The 16,197-nt window shown below is 67.8% G+C and carries 15 protein-coding genes; 8 read left to right on the top strand and 7 right to left on the bottom strand.

Annotation, left to right across the window (positions count from 1 at the left end; genetic code table 11):
* Positions 1-65: 65 nt before the first annotated feature.
* From ACTJLF_RS18590 to ACTJLF_RS18560, 7 genes are all read right to left on the bottom strand, one after another.
* Positions 66-1,502, bottom strand: a complete 1,437-nt coding sequence (locus ACTJLF_RS18590; RefSeq protein WP_132751707.1) for an aldehyde dehydrogenase family protein — start codon at positions 1,500-1,502, stop codon at positions 66-68.
* Between the two features lie 141 nt (positions 1,503-1,643).
* The gene (gudD, locus tag ACTJLF_RS18585; protein ID WP_019655833.1) at positions 1,644-2,999 is read right to left on the bottom strand and encodes a glucarate dehydratase; all 1,356 of its coding nucleotides are present in this window, start codon (positions 2,997-2,999) and stop codon (positions 1,644-1,646) included.
* 136 nt (positions 3,000-3,135) lie between these two features.
* Positions 3,136-4,122, bottom strand: coding sequence for a tripartite tricarboxylate transporter substrate binding protein (locus ACTJLF_RS18580; protein ID WP_207902183.1), 987 nt, complete (start codon positions 4,120-4,122; stop codon positions 3,136-3,138).
* A 13-nt stretch (positions 4,123-4,135) separates the two neighbouring features.
* Positions 4,136-4,585, bottom strand: a complete 450-nt coding sequence (locus ACTJLF_RS18575) for a nuclear transport factor 2 family protein (protein WP_132751708.1) — start codon at positions 4,583-4,585, stop codon at positions 4,136-4,138.
* A 47-nt stretch (positions 4,586-4,632) separates the two neighbouring features.
* A complete protein-coding gene (gene kdgD, locus ACTJLF_RS18570) occupies positions 4,633-5,544 on the bottom strand; it encodes a 5-dehydro-4-deoxyglucarate dehydratase (protein ID WP_019655830.1) in 912 nt (303 codons plus the stop codon).
* Positions 5,545-5,698: 154 nt separating this feature from the next.
* Complete coding sequence (locus ACTJLF_RS18565; RefSeq protein WP_132751709.1) at positions 5,699-6,706, bottom strand: tripartite tricarboxylate transporter substrate binding protein; 1,008 nt, start codon at positions 6,704-6,706, stop codon at positions 5,699-5,701.
* A 114-nt stretch (positions 6,707-6,820) separates the two neighbouring features.
* Positions 6,821-7,690, bottom strand: a complete 870-nt coding sequence (locus ACTJLF_RS18560) for a FadR/GntR family transcriptional regulator (RefSeq protein ID WP_132751710.1) — start codon at positions 7,688-7,690, stop codon at positions 6,821-6,823.
* 236 nt (positions 7,691-7,926) lie between these two features.
* Between ACTJLF_RS18560 and ACTJLF_RS18555 the strand changes: the two genes are divergently transcribed.
* The 8 genes from ACTJLF_RS18555 to ACTJLF_RS18520 all read left to right on the top strand — a co-directional run bounded on the left by ACTJLF_RS18555 (position 7,927) and on the right by ACTJLF_RS18520 (position 16,188).
* A complete protein-coding gene (locus ACTJLF_RS18555) occupies positions 7,927-8,754 on the top strand; it encodes an NAD-dependent epimerase/dehydratase family protein (protein WP_354324289.1) in 828 nt (275 codons plus the stop codon).
* Complete coding sequence (locus tag ACTJLF_RS18550; protein ID WP_440883670.1) at positions 8,744-9,634, top strand: SMP-30/gluconolactonase/LRE family protein; 891 nt, start codon at positions 8,744-8,746, stop codon at positions 9,632-9,634. The genes ACTJLF_RS18555 and ACTJLF_RS18550 overlap by 11 nt, the downstream gene beginning before the upstream one ends.
* Positions 9,635-9,672: 38 nt before the next feature.
* Positions 9,673-10,653 carry a TRAP transporter substrate-binding protein gene (locus tag ACTJLF_RS18545; RefSeq protein ID WP_019655825.1) on the top strand — a complete coding sequence of 327 codons (981 nt, stop codon included), beginning with the start codon at positions 9,673-9,675 and terminating at the stop codon, positions 10,651-10,653.
* A gap of 142 nt (positions 10,654-10,795) precedes the next feature.
* The gene (locus tag ACTJLF_RS18540) at positions 10,796-11,284 is read left to right on the top strand and encodes a TRAP transporter small permease (protein WP_019655824.1); all 489 of its coding nucleotides are present in this window, start codon (positions 10,796-10,798) and stop codon (positions 11,282-11,284) included.
* A gap of 8 nt (positions 11,285-11,292) precedes the next feature.
* Positions 11,293-12,588: a TRAP transporter large permease gene (locus ACTJLF_RS18535; protein ID WP_354410105.1), complete on the top strand. Its 1,296-nt coding sequence runs from the start codon at positions 11,293-11,295 to the stop codon at positions 12,586-12,588.
* Between the two features lie 138 nt (positions 12,589-12,726).
* Entirely contained in the window at positions 12,727-14,301 is a 1,575-nt protein-coding gene (gene garD / locus ACTJLF_RS18530; protein WP_354422151.1) for a galactarate dehydratase, read from the top strand.
* 83 nt (positions 14,302-14,384) lie between these two features.
* On the top strand, positions 14,385-15,149 hold the full coding sequence (locus ACTJLF_RS18525; RefSeq protein WP_354422153.1) for an SDR family NAD(P)-dependent oxidoreductase: 765 nt from the start codon (positions 14,385-14,387) through the stop codon (positions 15,147-15,149).
* Between the two features lie 58 nt (positions 15,150-15,207).
* Positions 15,208-16,188 (top strand): tripartite tricarboxylate transporter substrate binding protein, encoded by a 981-nt coding sequence (locus tag ACTJLF_RS18520; protein ID WP_126185019.1) that lies wholly within the window; start codon positions 15,208-15,210, stop codon positions 16,186-16,188.
* Positions 16,189-16,197 lie beyond the last annotated feature (9 nt).

Here is a 16,197-nt window from a genome sequence, read left to right as displayed (position 1 = left end):
ACATCTCTTCGGGTATTCCTTCCGCGCCCTCTTCGTCCGGCAGCCCGTTACCGATACGCTGAAGCTCAGGCCAGCGTGTAGGCCGTCTTCACCGTCGTGAAGAACTCCTGCGCATAGCGGCCCTGCTCGCGCGGACCGTAGCTCGAGCCCTTGCGGCCGCCGAAAGGCACGTGGTAGTCCACGCCCGCCGTCGGCAGGTTGACCATCACCATGCCGGCCTGGCTGTGGCGCTTGAAGTGCGTGGCGTACTTCAGCGAGGTGGTGGCGATGCCGGCCGAGAGGCCGAACTCAGTGTCGTTGGCCGTGGCCAGTGCCTCCTCGTAGTTCTTCACGCGGATCACGCTGGCCACCGGGCCGAAGATCTCTTCCTTGTTGATGCGCATGGTGGCGGCCGATTCGCTGAAGAGGGCCGGCGACATGTAGTAGCCGTCGGTTTCCAGCTTCAGCAGCTCGCCGCCGGCCGCCAGCGTCGCGCCTTCGCTCTTGCCGATGGCGACGTATTCCATGTCCTGGTCGAGCTGCGACTTCGACGAGACCGGGCCCATGTCGGTGCCCTGCGCGAGCGCGTCACCCACCTTGATCTTCGCCATGCGTTCCTTCATGGCGTCGATGAACTTCGGATAGATGCCTTCGGTGACGATCAGCCGGCTCGACGCGGTGCAGCGCTGGCCGGTCGAGTAGAAGGCGCTCTGCACGCTCAGCTCCACGGCCTGTGCGAGGTCGGCATCGTCAAGAATCACCTGCGGGTTCTTGCCGCCCATCTCGAGCTGCACCTTCTTGTGGTTGGTGACGCACTGCACCGCGATGTTGCGGCCCACGCCCACCGAGCCGGTGAAGCTGATCGCGTGGATGCCCGGGTGGTTGACCAGCGCATTGCCGATCACGCTGCCGCGCCCCATCACCAGGTTGAACACGCCGGCCGGAATGCCCGAGCGGCTGATGATCTCCGCGATCGCCCAGGCGCTACCCGGCACGAGGTCGGCGGGCTTGAGCACTACGCAGTTGCCGAAGGCCAGCGCGGGCGCGATCTTCCAGGCCGGGATGGCGATCGGGAAGTTCCACGGCGTGATGAGACCGACCACGCCCACCGGCTCGCGCGTGATCTCCACGCCGATGTTCGGCCGCACCGAAGGCAGAACCTCGCCCGACAGGCGCAGGCACTCGCCCGCGAAGAACTTGAAGATGTAGCCCGCGCGCGCGGCCTCGCCGATGCCCTCGGCCTTGGTCTTGCCCTCTTCCCGCGAGAGCAGCGTGCCCAGTTCTTCCTTGCGCGCGAGGATCTCGTTGCCGATCTTGTCGAGCGCATCTGAGCGCGCCTGCACGCTGCCGGTGGCCCAGGCCGGGAAGGCTGCGGTGGCGGCGGCTACGGCCGCATCGACGTGCGAGGCATCGCCCTGCGTGTACCGGCCGATCACGTCGGACAGGTTGCTCGGATTGACGTTGGGGCTGTAGCCGGCGCCTGCACGCCATTCGCCGCCGATGAGGTTGTCGAAGTTCTGCATGTTGGGTCCTTTTTCAATACGGTTCGAAGAATCGCCAGTCATTACGGGAATACCGCGGAACCGGCTTTGCCGGGCCGCAGGTATTGCCCCCTGCAAGGGGGTTGGCGGCCACACGGAGTGGGCAAGCCTGGGGGTGATTCTCTACCTCACCATGCAGGGCTTCTTGTTGTCGAAGGTCCACCCCGGGATGAGGTACTGCATGGCCTGCGCATCGTTGCGCGCGCCCAGTCCGTGCTTCAGGTACAGCTGGTGCGCCTTCTCGACCTCGTCCATGTCGAGTTCCACGCCCAGGCCGCCGCGCGTGGGCACCTTCACGAAGCCGTCCTCGATGCGCAGCGGCGCCTTCGTCAGGCGCTGGCCGTCCTGCCAGATCCAGTGCGTGTCGATGGCCGTCACCTTGCCGGGGGCCGCGGCGGCCACGTGGGTGAACATCGCGAGCGACACGTCGAAGTGGTTGTTGGAGTGAGAACCCCAGGTCAGGCCCCAGGCCTGGCACAGCTGCGCCACGCGCACCGAGCCCTGCAAGGTCCAGAAATGCGGATCGGCCAGCGGGATGTCGACCGACTGCAGCGAGAGGCTGTGCACCATCTCGCGCCAGTCGGTGGCGACCATGTTGGTGGCGGTGGGCAGGCCGGTGGCGCGGCGGAACTCGGCCATCACCTCGCGGCCGGAGAACACGCCCTCGGCGCCGCATGGGTCCTCGGCGTACGCCATCACTCCATGCAGGTCGCGGCACAGGCGGATCGCGTCCTGCAGCAGCCAGCCGCCGTTGGGGTCGAGCGTGACGCGGGCCTTCGGAAAGCGCTCGTGCAGCGCACGGATCGCCTCGACCTCTTCCTCGCCGCGCAGCACGCCGCCCTTGAGCTTGAAGTCGGTGAAGCCGTAGCGCGCATGCGTGGCCTCGGCCAGGCGCACGATGGCCTCGGGCGTCATCGCCTCCTCGTGGCGCAGGCGGAACCAGTCGTTGTCGGCGCCGGGGTCGCTTTCGTACGGCAGATCGGTCTTGCTGCGGTCGCCCACGTAGAAGAGGTAGCCGAGCATCTGCACCGCATCGCGCTGCTGGCCCTCGCCGAGCAGGGCCGCCACGGGCACTTCGAGGAACTGGCCCAGCAGGTCGAGCAGCGCGGCCTCGACGGCCGTGACCGCGTGGATGGTCACGCGCAGGTCGAAGGTCTGCAGGCCGCGCCCGCCGCTGTCGCGGCCGGCGAAGGCGCTGCGCATGCTGTTGAGGACCGCGTTGTGCCGGCCGATCGGCTGGCCGACGATGAGCTCGCGCGCGTCCTCCAGCGTCTGGCGGATCTTCTCGCCGCCGGGCACTTCGCCCACGCCGGTGTGGCCGGCGCTGTCGGTCAGGATCAGCAGGTTGCGCGTGAAGAACGGCCCGTGGGCGCCGCTCAGGTTCATCAGCATGCTGTCGTGGCCCGCGACCGGGACCACGCGCATGCCGGTGACGACGGGAGCGCCCGAAGGCGACGAAGTGGAATCTGAAAGCGTCATCTTTTAATCAATCCAAAACCGGGCCGGTCCTTTCGGGGAACACCGAGGAACCGGCTTTGCCGGGCCTCAGGTGTTGCCCCCCGGCGAGGGGGTTGGCGAAGCGACACGAAGTGCGCGAAGCCTGGGGGAGAGCCAGTTATTCAGCGGTGATGTGGCGGGCGTCGATCAATGTCTTCCAACGCGTCCATTCGCGCAACTGGAAGGCGGTGAATTCCTCCGGCGTGCTGGCGACGATCTCCAGGCCCTGGTCGAGCATGCGCTTCTTCGTCTCCGGGTCCTGCATGGCGGCGACGACCGCGTCGCTCAGCTTCTTCTTCACGGCGGGCGGCAGGCCCTTGGGCGCGGCCATGCCCTGCCATGAATAGACCTCGGCGCCCTTCACGCCGGCCTCGGCCAGCGTGGGCACGTCGGGCAGCACCGGCGAGCGCTTGTCGCCCGTGACGGCGATGGCGCGCAGCTTGCCGCCGCGGATGTGCGGCAGCACCGCATTCACGTTCTGGAACGAGAAGTCGACCTGGTTGCCCAGCAGGTCGTTGATCGCGGGCGCACCGCCCTTGTAGGGCACGTGCACGCCTTCGGTCTTCGTCTGCTGCCAGAAGAGCTCGGCCGAGAGATGGTCGGACGAGCCGTTGCCCGAGCTCGCGAACGAGACCTTGCCCGGCGTCTTGCGCAGCAGCGCCAGCACGTCGTCCACCGTGCGCTCCGGCCGCGCGACATTCGCGACGAGCACGTTGGGTGCCTGCACGGGCACGCTGATGTAGTCGAAGTCTTTCGTCGCGTCGTAGGACACGCTCTTCTGCAGGTGCGGCGTGACGACGAAGGCGCCGAGCGAGGACACCAGCAGCGTGTAGCCATCGGGCGCTGCGCGCTTCACCTGGCCGGTGCCGATGGTGCCGGTGGCGCCGGGCCGGTTGTCGACGACGAAGCTGCCGCCGAGCTTCGTCTGCAGCTGCAGCGCGATGGTGCGGGCGACCATGTCGGTGGAACCGCCGGCAGGGAACGGCACGATGATCGTCACTGGCCTCTGCTGGGGCCACGCATCCGCTTGCGCGACGGCGGCCTGGGGCAGCAGCACGGCCGCGGCGGACGCGAAGGCCGCCGCAAGAAGGCTTCGCCTTTGCATGCGCGTCATCCGGTCAGATCCTCACGGCCTGCCGGGCCAGCAGCTTCCAGCTGCCGCCCTGCTTCTGCCAGACGCCGAGGATCTTCAGCGCCACCTTGCCGGGCTTGCCCGAGTCGTTGGTGTCGGCCGTGAGCGTGTGGCGCACGATGGCGGTGTTGCCGTCGACCACCTTGATGGCCTGGTCGGTGATGGCGATGGTCACGAAGTCGGACTTGCCGTCGAGCAGGTCGGCGATGAAGCTGGCCTTGGTGTCGACCTTGCCGCCCGAGTGGCCGTAGCTGAGGTCGTCGGCCACCAGCGCGCCCAAGGCCGGCGCGGTGGGATCGATCATCGCGATGCGCAGCCGCTCGGCGGCCGCGGCCACCTCGGGCGCTGCCGACGCGGCATTGCCCGCGGGCATCACCGAGCAGGCCGAGAAAAGGGCCGCCGAAGCGGCGATCAGGAAGAGCTTCTTGAGGAACATGGCGTCTTGTCTCCGTTGTTGTGATGGGTCTTGCGCCAGGAGCCGGCTTACTGGGGGCCGAGCGCGTCGATCAGCGCCTTGAGCTTTTCCATCTCCTCGGGCGTGAGGTCGGTGAGCGGTGCGCGCACGGGGCCGGCGTCGTGGCCGACGATCCTTGCGCCGGCCTTCACGATGCTCACCGCGTAGCCCGGCACGCGGTTGCGCAGCTCGAGGTAGGGCATGAAGAAGTTCTTCAGCAGGCGGTGCTGCGTCGGCAGGTCGTCGGCGGCGACGGCCTTGTAGAAGTCCATGGCGGTCTTCGGAATGAAGTTGAAGACGGCCGACGAATACACCGGCGTGCCCATCGCCTTGTAGGCGGCGGCGTAGACCTCCGCGGTGGGCAGGCCGCCCAGGTAGGCGAAGCGGTCGCCCATCTTCTGGTAGATGGCGACCATGGCCTCGATGTCGCCCACGCCGTCCTTGAAGCCGACGAGGTTGGGGTTGCGTTCGGCCAGTGCGGCCAGCGTGTCGGGCTTGAGGCGGCTGGTGGCGCGGTTGTAGACGATCACGCCGAACTTCACGCTCCTGCACACGGCCTCGACGTGCGCGGCCAGGCCTTCCTGGCCGGCTTCGGTGAGGTAGTGCGGCAGCAGCAGGATGCCGTGCGCGCCGGCCTTCTCTGCGGCCTGCGCGCACTGGATGGCGAAGCGCGTGGGGCCGCCTGCGCCCGCGATGATCGGCACCACGCCGCGGCAGGTGTCCACTGCCGTCTGGATGATTCCCGGGTACTCGTCGCCGGTCAGCGAGAAGAACTCACCGGTGCCGCCGGCCGCGAACAGCGCGCTCGCGCCGTAGGGGGCGAGCCATTCGAGGCGCTGCTGGTAGCCCTTCTTGTTGAAGTCGCCGTTGCTGTCGAAGTCGGTCAACGGGAACGAGAGCAGGCCGGAGCCCATGATGGTCTTGAGTTCTTGCGGGTTCATCGGGAAGAGTCCAGTGAAGATGAGGAAAAGGAGAAGGAAATGCTGCGGGCGATGCGGCCGCCGCCGGGCCGCCCCAAGGCGAGCCGCGCCTCCTCCTCGGGGGGTGGCGAATTGCACGGAGCGCAGCGAGTGAAAAGCCGGGGGTCGGGCATGACTAGTCGAGCCTGACGTTGGCTTCCTTGATGACCTGGGCCCAGCGCGCTCGCTCCTTGGCGAAGAACTGGTCCTGTTCGGGCGCGGTCATGGTCACGACCTCGGCGCCCTGGCCGGCGAGGCGGGCGCGGATGTCGGCGGTGCGGATGATGCGCACCAGCTCGCGATTGAGCCGATTGACGATCGCGTCAGGCACGCCGCGCGCGGCGACCATGCCCTGCCAGGTGCCCGACTCGTAGCCGGGGGCGCCCTGCTCCGCGATGGTCGGCACGCTGCCGATCAGCGGCATGCGGGTGGCCTTGGACACGGCGATCAGCTTGAGCTTGCCGGCCTGCACCTGCGGGTAGGTGGCGAGCATGCCGTTCATCAGCACCTGCGTCTGGCCCGACACGGTGTCGAGCACGGCCTGCACGCCACCCTTGTAGGGCACGTACTCCCACTTGGCGCCGATGCGGCGCTGCAGCTCGATGCCCGCGAGATGCGCGGTGCTGCCGCTGGCGGTGACGGCGAAGTTGAGATCGCTTTTCTTCGAGAGCTCGACCAGCTCCTTCAGCGTGCCGGCCTGAACCGACGGGTGCACCACCAGCAGGTGCGGCGAGTAGGCCAGCATGGCCACGCCGCGCAGGTCCTTCGACGGGTCGAAAGGCAGCTTGGGATACAGCGACGGGCTGATGGCCAGCGCGCCGAGGTCGCACAGCATCAGCGTGTAGCCGTCGGCCGGCGCCTTGGCCAGCAGGTCGGCGCCGAGGTTGCCGTTGGCGCCGGCCTTGTTGTCGATGACGACGGGCTGCCCGAGCGCCTCCGACAGCGGCTGGCTGATGGCGCGCGCAATGATGTCGGAAGAGCCGCCCGGCGGGTACGGAACGATGATGCGGATCGGCTTCGAGGGCCAGTTGCCTGTGCCGCCCTGCGCGCCTGCCGCGGCCTGCGCGAAGGAGCGCGCCGGCAAGCTGGCGGCCAGCGTGGTGGCGAGCGCGGCGCCGAGTGCGCCGCGTCGGGAGATGGTCATGCTGCCTCCTGTTGTTCGATGGTCGTCACTGCTTGCGCGCGATGAGCCGCACAAGTTATCAGTCATCGTACAACTAGGCAGACAACTTGTCCAGCAGGCCGGACAAGAAAAATGTCAGTGGGAGGAGGCGCCGTCGGACGATGGCGGGGACGCATCGCCCCCAGCAGTGGCGGCGGCATCGGCCTTCGCCTTCTGCTGCGCGGCCTCCTGCGCCATGCGCAGCCGCTCGCGGCTGTTGGTCAGGTGGATGCGCATGGCGGCGCGCGCCGATTCGGCGTCGCGCCGCGCGATGGCAGCGTAGATCTCTTCGTGCTCGCGATTGACGCGGCTCAGGTAAGGCGCCCCGCCCTCGTGCGTGCGGATGGCGCTGATGCGGGTGCGCGGGATGAGCGTGGTGCCCAGGTGCCGCATGATGTCCGCGAAGTAAGGATTGCCGGTCGACTCGGCGATCTGCAGGTGGAAGCGGAAGTCCGGCCCCACCGTGTCGCCCGCCACCACCACGTTGCGCTCGAAGTCGTCGAGCGCCTGCCGCATGGCGACCAGCTGTTCGTCGGTACGGCGGCTGGCGGCGAGGCCGGCAGACTCAGTCTCCAGGCTGATGCGCAGCTCCAGCACGGCGAGCACGTCGACGGAGGCGGCGATCTCGCCCGGATCGAGGCGGAACACCCCGCCCGTTCGCGGCTGCAGCACGAAGGTGCCCACGCCGTGCAGCGTCTCGACCAGCCCCGCGGCCTGCAGCTTCGACAGCGCCTCGCGCACCACGGTGCGGCTCACGCCATAGGCCTGCATGATGGCCGACTCGGTCGGCAGCTTGTCGCCAGGGCGCAGCGCCTGGCTGCGGATCTTCTCGCCCAGGTCTTCCACCAGCCCGTGCGCGAGTCCGCGCGCACGCTGCCGCGGACGCCCCACGAAAGACGGCGCCGAAGAAGCGGCCTCCGCCGGAGCGTCCGACACCAAGGGATTACCCGCAGTCGTCTGAACCATGGCCACGATGATAATCTCCAAACTAGTTGTACGACAACCGATAACCTATCACTCAACTCCCAAGCGTCGCGGGCGAATCCGCCGGCGGCCTGCGGTTTCCACGGCACCGAAATGCAGCGCCTTTTCGACCTCACGACCGACCTTGCTTGCACGGCATCGTACCGGCCGCTCCAGCGAAACCGCCGCAACGCTCACCCCTCGGAAACCATGACTCCTGCATGCAAGGACGAGCAGCCATGACAGACAACAACAAGATGAACCGCCTCCTGCTGACCGGCGCGGCCGGCGGCCTCGGCAAGGTGCTGCGCGAACGGCTCAAGCCGTATGCGAACGTGCTGCGGCTGTCGGACATCGCCGCGCTGGCGCCGGCTGCCGATGCGCACGAGGAAGTCGTGCCCTGCGACCTCGCCGACAAGGCCGCGGTGCACGCGCTGGTGGAAGGCTGCGACGCCATCGTCCACCTGGGCGGCGTGTCGGTGGAGCGGCCGTTCGAGGAGATCCTCGAGGCCAACATCAAGGGCGTGTTCCACATCTACGAGGCCGCGCGCCGCCATGGTGTGAAGCGCGTGGTGTTCGCGAGCTCCAACCACGTGATCGGCTTCTACAAGCAGAGCGAACGCATCGATGCCCACGCCGCGCGCCGGCCCGACGGCTACTACGGCCTGTCGAAGTCCTTCGGCGAGGACGTGGCGCAGTTCTACTTCGACCGCTGGGGCATCGAGACGGTGAGCATCCGCATCGGCTCGTCTTTCCCCGAGCCGGCCAACCGCCGGATGATGAGCACCTGGCTGAGCTACCGCGACCTGACTTCGCTGATCGAGAAGTCGCTCTTCACGCCCGACGTGAAGCACACCGTGGTCTACGGCATGTCGAACAACCGCGACGTGTGGTGGGACAACAGTGCGGCCGCGCACCTGGGCTTCGTGGCGCAGGACAGCTCCGAAGTGTTCCGCGACAAGGTCGAGCAGCAGCCCCCCGTCGCGCCCACCGACCCCAACGCCATCTACCAGGGCGGCGCCTTCACGGCACAGGGTCCGTTCGGTGATTCAGGCAATGCGCGCTGAGCTCGTCCTCGACGCACGCAACGGCACCGGCGAGAGCCCGGTGTGGCATGCCGCCGAGCAGGCGCTGTACTGGGTCGACATTCCCGCGCGTGCGCTGAACCGCTGGCACGCGAGCGAAGGCCACGCGCAGTGGAAGGCCGACGAGATGATCGCCTGCATCGCGCCGCGCGCCGACGCGCCCGGCGAGTGGATCGCCGGCATGGAAAGCGGCCTCTTCTCGCTGAAGCCGCAGGCCGACGGCACGCTGGCCGCCGCCGCGCTCGCCCGCGTCGAACACGCGGCGCCCGCCATGCGCTTCAACGACGGACGCTGCGACCGCCAGGGCCGCTTCTGGGCCGGCACCATGCTGCTCGACATGGCCGCAGGCGCGCGCGTCGGCCGCCTCTACAGCTACGGCAAGGGCGACCGCGGTGCCGCCCTTCGCCTCGACGACCTCATCGTGCCCAACGGCCTGGCCTTCAGCCCCGACGGCCGCACCATGTACCTCTCCGATTCGCACCCCACGGTGCAGGCCGTCTGGGCCTTCGACTACGACACCGCCACCGGCACGCCGAGCAACCGGCGACTCTTCGTCGACATGACGCCCCTGCCCGGCCGACCCGACGGCGCCGCGATCGACACAGACGGCTGCTACTGGATCTGCGGCAACGACGCGGGCCTGGTGCACCGCTTCACGCCCGATGGCCGGCTCGACCGATCTCTCGAAGTGCCGGTGAAGAAGCCCGCGATGTGCGCCTTCGGCGGCGCGGGCCTCGACACCCTGTTCGTCACCTCGATCCGCCCCGGCGGCATCGACCTGTCGGACCAGCCGCTCGCCGGGGGCGTCTTCGCGCTGCGGCCCGGCGCGCAGGGCGTCGCGGAACCGGCCTTCGGCAGCTGAACCCCTTTCAACAACCACCAAGCAAGAGGACGAGACAAATGAAATTCGCCAAGAAGACCCTGATCGCAATTTCCGCGTGCGCAGCAGCCGCGCTGACCACCATGGCTGCACACGCCACCGAGTTCCGTTCGGCCGACATCCACCCCGACGACTACCCCACCGTGACCGCGGTGAAGTTCATGAGCGAGCGCCTGAAGGCGCTGTCGGGCGGCAAGCACAGCATCAAGGTGTTCAACAACAGTGCGCTCGGCAGCGAGAAGGACACGATCGAGCAGACCAAGATCGGCGCGCTGCAGATGGTGCGCGTGAACATCGCGCCGATGAACAACATCTGCCCCGAGACGCAGGTGCCGACCATGCCCTTCCTGTTCCGCTCGGTCGACCACCTGCACAAGGTGCTCGACGGCCCGATCGGCGAGGAGATCCTGAAGTCGTGCGAGAAGCAGGGCTTCGTCGGCCTGGCCTACTACGACAGCGGCGCGCGCTCGATGTTCACCGCCAAGAAGCCGGTGCGCAGCTTCGCCGACATGAAGGGCCTGAAGGTGCGCGTGCAGCAGTCCGACCTGTGGGTGTCGATGCTCGAGGCCATGGGCGCCAACGCCACGCCGATGCCGATGGGCGAGGTGTACACGGGCCTGAAGACCGGTCTGATCGACGCCGCCGAGAACAACTACCCCACCTATGAGAGCGCCCGCGCCTTCGAGGTGGCCAAGTACTACAGCAAGACCGAGCACTCGATGGCGCCCGAGATGCTGCTGTTCTCCAAGCGCGCGTGGGACAAGCTCTCGGCCGAGGAGCAAGGCTGGATCCGCCAGGCCGCCAAGGAGTCGGTGCCCTACATGCGCAAGCAGTGGGAAGAGCGCGAAGTGAAGTCGCTGGCCACCGTGAAGGCCGGCGGCGCCGAGATCATCGAGGTGGACAAGGCGCCGTTCCAGGCGGCGATGAAGCCGGTGTACGACAAGTTCATCACGGACGCGAAGCTGAAGGACCTGGTCAAGCGCGTCCAGGACACGAAGTGAGCGAGCCGCGCTGCTGAACCAACTCCTTCCCCCTCTGGGGGAAGGCCGGGATGGGGGCACGACGGCGCTGGCATAGGGACGCCGCTAGCCCCCACCCCTGCCCTCCCCCAGAGGGGGAGGGAGAAAACAGAGAAGAAACTTCATGTACACCAAACTTTGCCGCACCCTCGCGCGTGCTTGCATGTGGTTGGGCATCCTCGGCCTCGTCGCGGTGATCTGCGCCGTGAGCTGGCAGGTGTTCGGCCGCTATGTGCTCAACAACACCCCCACCTGGGCCGAAAGCCTCGCACTGCTGCTGGTGCTCTACGTCACCATGCTCGGCGTGGCCGTGGGCGTGCGCGACGCGGGCCACATCGGGCTCGAATCCTTCCTCGTGCTCGCGCCGGACTGGCTGCGGCTGAAGATGGAATACCTCATCCACGCGCTGATCCTGCTGTTCGGCATTGCCATGGCCTGGAACTGCGCCTCGCTCGCCGAATCGGTGTGGGACTACAGATTGCCCACGCTCTGGATCTCCGAGGGCTGGAAGTACGTGCCCGCCGCCGCATCGGGCGTCCTCATCGTGATGTTCTCCATCGAACACATCATCGCGCTCGCCCAGGGCCGCGAAGTCGAACCTGCCTGGGGCTGAACCGCACCATGACGATCCCTCTGCTCATTCTCTGCCTCTCGTTCACGCTCTTCCTCCTGCTGGGCGTGCCGGTGGCTTTCTCCATCGGCCTGTCGGCCCTGGCCACGCTGCTGTATGAAGGCCTGCCGCTGGCGGTCGGCTTCCAGCAGATGACCTCGGGCATGGGCATCTTCTCGTTCCTCGCCATCCCGTTCTTCATCTTCGCCGGCGAGCTGATGCTCTACGGCGGCATCGCGGACCGCATCGTCAACCTGGCGCGCGACCTGGTGGGCCACGTGCGCGGCGGCCTGGGCATGTCGAACGTGGTGGCCTGCACGCTGTTCGGCGGCGTATCGGGTTCGCCCGTGGCGGACGTCTCGGCCATGGGCGCCGTGATGATCCCGATGATGAAGAAGGAGGGCTATCACGCCGACTACGCGGTCAACGTGACGACCCACGCGGCTCTGGTGGGCGCCCTGATGCCGACCAGCCACAACCTCATCATCTATTCGCTCGCGGCGGGCGGAAAGGTGTCGATCGCAGCGCTGATCCTGGCCGCGCTGCTGCCGGCCGCGGTGCTCACCCTCAGCAACCTCGCGGCCGCCTACCTGGTGGCGGTGAAGCGCGGCTACCCCGCGGGCACCTTCCCCGGCTGGGCCATCGTGGGCCGCTCGTTCGCGGCGGCGCTGCCGGGCCTGTTCGTGGTGCTGCTGATCCTGGGCGGCATCCTGTCGGGCATCTTCACCGCCACCGAATCGGCGGCGGTGGCGGTGCTCTACGCCCTGGCGCTCACCATCTTCGTCTACCGCACGCTGAAGTGGGAGCACTTCATCAAGGCCGCATCGAAGGCGGTGCGCACCACCGGCGTGATCCTGCTGCTGATCGGCATCTCCAGCACCTTCGGCTACCTCATCAGCCTGTACGGCGTGGCCGAGCTCACGGGCCAGATGCTGTCGCAGGTGACGAGCACGCCATGGGTGATCTTCCTGCTCATCAACATCATCCTGTTCGTGCTGGGCACCTTCCTGGACATGGCGGCCACCATCCTGCTGTGCACGCCGATCTTCCTGCCCATCGCCCAGCAATACGGCATGACCTCGGTGCAGTTCGGCATCGTGATGCTCATCAACTGCGCGCTGGGCCTGAACACGCCGCCCGTGGGCACGACGCAGTTCGTGGGCTGCGCGATCGGCGGGGTGTCGGTGGGAACGGTGATGCGCACCATCTGGCCGTTCTACGGAGCGCTGATCTTCGCGCTGGCGGTGGTCACCTTCGTACCCGCGTTCTCCACATGGCTTCCCAGCATGTTCATGGTGGTGAAGTGACGTACACCCCCAGTCTTCGCGCACTTCGTGTCGCGTGCGCCTTCCCCCCTGCAGGGGCAACACCTGCGGCCGGCAAGGCCGGTTCCGCGGTGTTCCACGAGAAGACCGCGATCCTCTTTGCCGTCCTTGAAACCTGATATGTCCGACGCCGCAAGACCTCCGCTCTACATCCGCATCCACGCGGCCGACAACGTGGCCATCGTCGCCAACGACGGCGGGCTGAAGGCCGGCGCGGAGTTCGCCGACGGCCTGCGGCTGGTGGACAACGTGCCCCAGGGCCACAAGGTCGCGCTGGTCGACCTGGCCGAAGGCGAGGCCATCCGCCGCTACGACGTGGTGATCGGCTACGCGCTGAAGGCGTTGCCGCGCGGCAGCTGGGTGCACGAGCGCGTGATGCGCATGCCGACCGCGCCCGAGCTCGACGGCCTGCCCATCGCCACGGTCAAGCCCCCTGCCCTGCCTCCGCTGGACGGCTACACCTTCGAGGGCTACCGCAACGCCGACGGCTCGGTGGGCACGCGCAACATCCTGGCCATCACGCAGACGGTGCAGTGCGTGGCGGGCGTCACCGAGTTCGCCGTGCAGCGCATCAAGGCCGAGCTGTTGCCGAAGTACCCGAACGTCGACGACGTGGTGGCGCTGGAACACACCTACGGCTGCGGCGTGGCCATCGACGCGCCGGACGCCATCGTGCCGATCCGCACGCTGCGCAACATCAGCCTCAACCCGAACTTCGGCGGCGAGGTGATGGTGGTGAGCCTGGGCTGCGAGAAGCTGCAGCCCGAGCGGCTGCTGCCGCCAGGGAGCATTCCGATCGCCGACCAGCGCGCGGGCACCGCCCCCGACGCCGCGCTCGACGTGGTCTGCCTGCAGGACGACGCCCACGTCGGCTTCATGTCGATGATCGATTCGGTCATGCGCCAGGCCGAGGAGCACCTCGCCCGGCTCGACGCGCGCAAACGCGAGACCGTGCCCGCCAGCGAACTGGTGGTGGGCGTGCAGTGCGGCGGCAGCGATGCCTTCTCGGGCGTCACCGCCAACCCTGCCGTGGGCTTCTGCACCGACCTGCTGGTGCGCGCGGGCGCCACCGTGATGTTCTCCGAGACCACCGAGGTGCGCGACGGCATCGACCAGCTCACCTCGCGCGCATCCACGCCCGAGGTGGCCGAGGCCATGATCCGCGAGATGGCCTGGTACGACGCCTACCTGAAGAAGGGCATGGTCGACCGCAGCGCCAACACCACGCCGGGCAACAAGAAGGGCGGGCTCTCCAACATCGTCGAGAAGGCGATGGGCTCCATCGTCAAGTCGGGCTCCGCCCCGATCAGCGGCGTGCTCGCGCCCGGCGAGAAGGCCGCGCAGAAGGGCCTGATCTACACCGCCACCCCCGCCAGCGACTTCATCTGCGGCACGCTGCAGCTGGCCGCCGGCATCAACCTGCATGTCTTCACCACCGGCCGCGGCACGCCCTACGGACTGGCCGAGGTGCCGGTGATCAAGGTCGCCACGCGCAGCGACCTCGCGCGCCGCTGGCACGACCTGATGGACGTGAACGCAGGCCGCATCGCCGACGGCGAGGCCAGCATCGAGGACGTGGGCTGGGAACTCTTCCGGCTGATGCTCGACGTGGCCAGCGGCCGCAGGAAGACCTGGGCCGAGCACTGGAAGCTGCACAACGCGCTGGTGCTGTTCAATCCCGCGCCGGTGACCTGAGCAGGGACGAGCGCGACGCGCGGGTTCACGTCTCTATCTCTGATCCCTTTTTCAGAACAGTCTCTTCATCAATGGAGTCCCACATGGAAGACCTCAAGGACAAGACAGCCCTCGTCACAGGCGCCAGCACCGGCATAGGCGCGGCGGTGGCCATCGCCTTTGCCGCGCGCGGCATGCGCGTGGCGGTGCACTACAACAGCTCCGCCGACGCGGCGAACCAGGTGGTCGACACCATCCTCGCGGCTGGCGGCACCGCCTTTGCGCTGAAGGCCGACGTGCGCGACACGGGCGCGATCCGCGAGTGCGTGAAGCAGGCTTCGTCGCAGTTCGGCGGCCGCATCGACGTGCTGGTGAACAACGCGGGCAGCCTGGTCAGGCGCGTGCCGATCGCGGAGTTCGACGACGCGCTATTCGACGAAGTGCTGCACATCAACGCGCGCTCGGTGCTCGCGTTCTGCCGCGAGGTGGTTCCGTTGATGCGCAAGAGCGGCGGCGGCAACATCATCAACGTGACCTCGGTCGCGGCGCGCACCGGCGGCGGGCCTTCGGCCTACCTGTACGCAGGCTCGAAGGGCTTCGTGAGCACGGCGACGCACGGGCTGGCGAAGGAGCTGGTGGGCGATCGCATCCGCGTGAACGCGGTGGCACCGGGCGTCATCCAGACCCCCTTCCAGGACCGCTTCTCCACGCCCGCGATGCTGGAGAACTTCCGCGCCAGCATTCCGATGGGCCGGCTCGGCGAGCCCGAGGAATGCGTGGGCGCGTTCCTCTATCTCGCCTCGGAACAGCTCTCGGGCTACGTCACCGGACAGGTGATCGAGGTGAATGGCGGGCAGTACATGCCCTGAGCCTCCGGCGCCCTCCCTTATTCGGCAATCAACGCAAACCACGACGGAGACAAAGAAGATGACGATCCCATTCCTGCGCAAGCTGGCGGCCCTCGCGGGCGCGGCCTGCATCGCCTTCGGTGCTGCAGCCCCCGCGGCCCATGCCGCCGGCAACGACTACCCCAACCATGTGGTCGAGCTGGTCGTTCCCTACCAGCCCGGCGGCGGCACCGACGCGCTCGCGCGCGCCTTCGCCGACGCGAGCCGCAAGTACATGTCCGAGAGCATCGTGATCGTGAACCGCCCCGGCGCGGGCGGCGCCATCGGCTGGAACGAGGTGATCCACGCCAAGCCCGACGGCTACAAGCTCGCGGTGCTCACGGTCGAGCTGCTCACGCTGCCGCACCTGGGCCTGGCGAAGTTCAACTACGACGACTTCCAGCCCATCGCGCAGCTCAACGCCGACCCGGCCGCCATCACGGTGAAGGCCGACTCGCCCTACAACACCATCGAGGAATTCGTCGCCGCCGCAAAGAAGAAGCCGGGCGAGATGGGCGTGGGCAATTCGGGCACGGGCTCGATCTGGCACCTGGCCGCCTCGGCACTCGAAGACAAGACCGGCGCCAAGTTCAACCACATCCCGTTCCAGGGCGCAAACCCCGCCGTGCTGGCGCTGCTGGGCGGCCACGTCGAGGCGGTGGCCGTGAGCCCGGCCGAGGTTTCCACCTACGTGCAGGCCGGCAAGCTCAAGATGCTGATGGTGATGGCCGACAAGCGCCTGCCCGCCTTCGACAAGGTGCCCACTGCGAAGGAGCGCGGCATCGACATCTCGATCGGCACCTGGCGCGGCCTCGGCGCGCCGAAGAACACGCCGCCCGAAGTGATGGCCAAGCTGCGCGACATCGCCGCCAAGACCGCGAAGGAGCCGGCGCTGCGCGAGGTGATGGACAAGCAGAACCTGGGCTACGTCTACACCGACGGCGCCGCCTTCAAGGAAACGCTGGCGAAGGACAACGAGTACTTCAAGCAGCTCATCACCAAGCTGGGCATCAAGCCCTGAGGGAGGCAT

Origin of the sequence: Variovorax sp. 22077, assembly GCF_052044195.1 — a bacterium.
GTDB lineage: Bacteria > Pseudomonadota > Gammaproteobacteria > Burkholderiales > Burkholderiaceae_C > Variovorax > Variovorax atrisoli.
The sequence above is the reverse complement of the archived record's forward strand: the minus strand, read 5'-3'. Positions and strand labels throughout refer to the sequence as shown.

Bases quoted from the DNA above. Each gene is read 5' to 3' on its own strand.
- ACTJLF_RS18590 (WP_132751707.1), bottom strand. From the start codon at position 1,502: ATGCAGAACTTCGACAACCTCATCGGCGGCGAATGGCGTGCAGGCGCC.
- gudD (WP_019655833.1), bottom strand. From the start codon at position 2,999: ATGACGCTTTCAGATTCCACTTCGTCGCCTTCGGGCGCTCCCGTCGTC.
- ACTJLF_RS18580 (WP_207902183.1), bottom strand. From the start codon at position 4,122: ATGCAAAGGCGAAGCCTTCTTGCGGCGGCCTTCGCGTCCGCCGCGGCC.
- ACTJLF_RS18575 (WP_132751708.1), bottom strand. From the start codon at position 4,585: ATGTTCCTCAAGAAGCTCTTCCTGATCGCCGCTTCGGCGGCCCTTTTC.
- kdgD (WP_019655830.1), bottom strand. From the start codon at position 5,544: ATGAACCCGCAAGAACTCAAGACCATCATGGGCTCCGGCCTGCTCTCG.
- ACTJLF_RS18565 (WP_132751709.1), bottom strand. From the start codon at position 6,706: ATGACCATCTCCCGACGCGGCGCACTCGGCGCCGCGCTCGCCACCACG.
- ACTJLF_RS18560 (WP_132751710.1), bottom strand. From the start codon at position 7,690: ATGGTTCAGACGACTGCGGGTAATCCCTTGGTGTCGGACGCTCCGGCG.
- ACTJLF_RS18555 (WP_354324289.1), top strand. From the start codon at position 7,927: ATGACAGACAACAACAAGATGAACCGCCTCCTGCTGACCGGCGCGGCC.
- ACTJLF_RS18550 (WP_440883670.1), top strand. From the start codon at position 8,744: ATGCGCGCTGAGCTCGTCCTCGACGCACGCAACGGCACCGGCGAGAGC.
- ACTJLF_RS18545 (WP_019655825.1), top strand. From the start codon at position 9,673: ATGAAATTCGCCAAGAAGACCCTGATCGCAATTTCCGCGTGCGCAGCA.
- ACTJLF_RS18540 (WP_019655824.1), top strand. From the start codon at position 10,796: ATGTACACCAAACTTTGCCGCACCCTCGCGCGTGCTTGCATGTGGTTG.
- ACTJLF_RS18535 (WP_354410105.1), top strand. From the start codon at position 11,293: ATGACGATCCCTCTGCTCATTCTCTGCCTCTCGTTCACGCTCTTCCTC.
- garD (WP_354422151.1), top strand. From the start codon at position 12,727: ATGTCCGACGCCGCAAGACCTCCGCTCTACATCCGCATCCACGCGGCC.
- ACTJLF_RS18525 (WP_354422153.1), top strand. From the start codon at position 14,385: ATGGAAGACCTCAAGGACAAGACAGCCCTCGTCACAGGCGCCAGCACC.
- ACTJLF_RS18520 (WP_126185019.1), top strand. From the start codon at position 15,208: ATGACGATCCCATTCCTGCGCAAGCTGGCGGCCCTCGCGGGCGCGGCC.